Origin of the sequence: Tychonema sp. LEGE 07196, assembly GCF_963890365.1 — a bacterium.
GTDB lineage: Bacteria > Cyanobacteriota > Cyanobacteriia > Cyanobacteriales > Microcoleaceae > Microcoleus.
The window spans coordinates 2501-5592 of record NZ_CAWPRX010000164.1 but is presented as its reverse complement, the minus strand read 5'-3'; the positions used below and the strand labels follow the sequence as shown (position 1 = coordinate 5592).

The following is a 3092-nucleotide window of genomic DNA, read 5'->3' as shown; positions in this document are numbered from 1 at the left end:
AAAACTTTGCAAAAAAGCTTGACAACTCAGGGGAGAGTTGATATATTAATAAAGCGCCAAAGAGAAGGCGGTTGACACCGCGGACTTAAGGCAAAAAACTGAACCTAGAAAAAAGAATAGTTTGAAAGCTTAAAGCACTATAAACCTCGTCAAAAGAATGAAGATAGAGAGTAAAAGCATAGCTAATACTTAATATCGCAAACAACGAGAAAAAAGTCAAGGAAAGAAGCCAGTAGAGATGCTGAGTGGAGAAGAATTGACATAAAAGCCAAAAAACTCAACAAAACGGAGAGTTTGATCCTGGCTCAGGATGAACGCTGGCGGTCTGCTTAACACATGCAAGTCGAACGGAGTAGCAATACTTAGTGGCGGACGGGTGAGTAACGCGTGAGAATCTACCTTCAGGACGGAGACAACAGTTGGAAACGACTGCTAACCCCCGATGAACCGAAAGGGCAAATATTTATAGCCTGAAGAAGAGCTCGCGTCCGATTAGCTAGTTGGAGAGGTAAAAGCTCACCAAGGCGACGATCGGTAGCTGGTCTGAGAGGACGATCAGCCACACTGGGACTGAGACACGGCCCAGACTCCTACGGGAGGCAGCAGTGGGGAATTTTCCGCAATGGGCGAAAGCCTGACGGAGCAAGACCGCGTGGGGGAAGAAGGCTCTTGGGTTGTAAACCCCTTTTCTCTGGGAAGAACAAAATGACGGTACCAGAGGAATCAGCATCGGCTAACTCCGTGCCAGCAGCCGCGGTAAGACGGAGGATGCAAGCGTTATCCGGAATGATTGGGCGTAAAGCGTCCGTAGGTGGCAGTTCAAGTCTGCTGTCAAAGACCGGGGCTCAACCTCGGAAAGGCAGTGGAAACTGAACAGCTAGAGTATGGTAGGGGCAAAGGGAATTCCTGGTGTAGCGGTGAAATGCGTAGAGATCAGGAAGAACATCGGTGGCGAAGGCGCTTTGCTGGACCATAACTGACACTGAGGGACGAAAGCTAGGGGAGCGAATGGGATTAGATACCCCAGTAGTCCTAGCCGTAAACGATGGATACTAGGTGTTGTCTGTATCGACCCGGACAGTGCCGTAGCTAACGCGTTAAGTATCCCGCCTGGGGAGTACGCACGCAAGTGTGAAACTCAAAGGAATTGACGGGGGCCCGCACAAGCGGTGGAGTATGTGGTTTAATTCGATGCAACGCGAAGAACCTTACCAGGACTTGACATGTCGCGAATCCTTCTGAAAGGAAGGAGTGCCTTCGGGAGCGCGAACACAGGTGGTGCATGGCTGTCGTCAGCTCGTGTCGTGAGATGTTGGGTTAAGTCCCGCAACGAGCGCAACCCTCGTGTTTAGTTGCCATCATTAAGTTGGGCACTCTAAACAGACTGCCGGTGACAAACCGGAGGAAGGTGGGGATGACGTCAAGTCAGCATGCCCCTTACGTCCTGGGCTACACACGTACTACAATGGTAGGGACAGAGGGCAGCCAACCCGCGAGGGCGAGCTAATCCCGTAAACCCTGCCTCAGTTCAGATTGCAGGCTGCAACTCGCCTGCATGAAGGCGGAATCGCTAGTAATCGCAGGTCAGCATACTGCGGTGAATCCGTTCCCGGGCCTTGTACACACCGCCCGTCACACCATGGAAGTTGGCCACGCCCGAAGTCATTACTCTAACCCGCAAGGGAGGAGGATGCCGAAGGCAGGGCTGATGACTGGGGTGAAGTCGTAACAAGGTAGCCGTACCGGAAGGTGTGGCTGGATCACCTCCTTTTAGGGAGACCATCTGAGAAGCGACTGAACCTAAAGAAAAGGTCGCTCATCAGTTATCCCTGGTCGTTCGAGGAATAGATGTCAAAGCTTTCAAACTATTAACTGGTTCGGAACTCGCGGGCTATTAGCTCAGTTGGTTAGAGCGCACCCCTGATAAGGGTGAGGTCCCTGGTTCAAATCCAGGATGGCCCACCTGGAAAAAAGTGATGAATTAAAAGTAATGATGAATGTATGGTCAGTGAAATGATGAATACAAGAATCAGAACCGGAAAAATCACGCAGCTTAGTGGGGGTATAGCTCAGTTGGTAGAGCGCCTGCCTTGCACGCAGGAAGTCAGCGGTTCGAGTCCGCTTACCTCCACTCTCACTAACTCGTAGCACCGAAATTAGAAGCCAAAAAGAGACAAGAAATCAGCACCCAGACTGTTCAAGAAAAGTCGGAATGCTGGAGTCTAAAACTCTAGTCAGAACCTTGAAAACTGCATAGAAATTAAGTCATCAAAAGCAGGTAAGTAATCCGATGCGTCGGAAAATCTTATTAGCGACCACCATCAAAGAAGAAAGTGGTCAAGTTACAAAGGGCTAACGGTGGATACCTAGGCACACAGAGGCGAAGAAGGACGTGGCGACCGACGATAAACTCCGGGGAGCTGGAAGCAAGCATTGATCCGGAGATGTCCGAATGGGGCAACCCAGTAAGCATCAGTTGAATACATAGACTGAGAGCAGCGAACCCAGCGAATTGAAACATCTTAGTAGCTGGAGGAAGAGAAAGCAATAGCGATTTCCCAAGTAGTGGTGAGCGAACGGGAAACAGCCTAAACCAGAGGTTTTTACTTCTGGGGTCGTGGGACAGTCAACTAACGTATCTTGAAGCTAGACAAAGCAGTTGAAAGCTGCACCAGAGAAGGTGAAAGTCCTGTAGTCGAAAGTAGAAAAGAGCGTGACTGTATCCCGAGTAGCACGGGGCCCGTGAAATCCCGTGTGAATCAGCGAGGACCATCTCGTAAGGCTAAATACTACTGTGTGACCGATAGTGAACCAGTACCGCGAGGGAAAGGTGAAAAGAACCCCGGAAGGGGAGTGAAATAGAACATGAAACCGTTAGCTTACAAGCAGTGGGAGGACGATTAAACGTCTGACCGCGTGCCTGTTGAAGCATGAGCCGGCGAGTTATAGGCAGTGGCAGGTTAAGACCCTATGGGTTGAAGCCCTAGCGAAAGCGAGTTTGACAAGAGCGCCCGTGTGAAAGCACAGGTCACTGTTTATAGACCCGAACCCGGGTGATCTAACCATGTCCAGGATGAAGCTTGGGTAACACC

Annotated in this window: 2 tRNA genes and 2 rRNA genes (1 of these 4 cut by a window edge); all 4 read left to right on the top strand. The window is 50.4% G+C overall.

Annotated features, from left to right (window positions below):
* The first annotated feature begins 282 nt into the window (after positions 1–282).
* Positions 283–1771 (top strand): 16S ribosomal RNA (locus AACV78_RS18780).
* A gap of 117 nt (positions 1772–1888) precedes the next feature.
* Positions 1889–1962 (top strand) — tRNA-Ile (locus AACV78_RS18775).
* A 96-nt stretch (positions 1963–2058) separates the two neighbouring features.
* Positions 2059–2131: transfer RNA gene (locus tag AACV78_RS18770), tRNA-Ala, on the top strand.
* 204 nt (positions 2132–2335) lie between these two features.
* Positions 2336–3092 (top strand): 23S ribosomal RNA (locus AACV78_RS18765); it runs 2149 nt beyond the window's last position.
* The 16S and 23S rRNA genes sit together here with 2 tRNA genes alongside, the layout of an rRNA operon.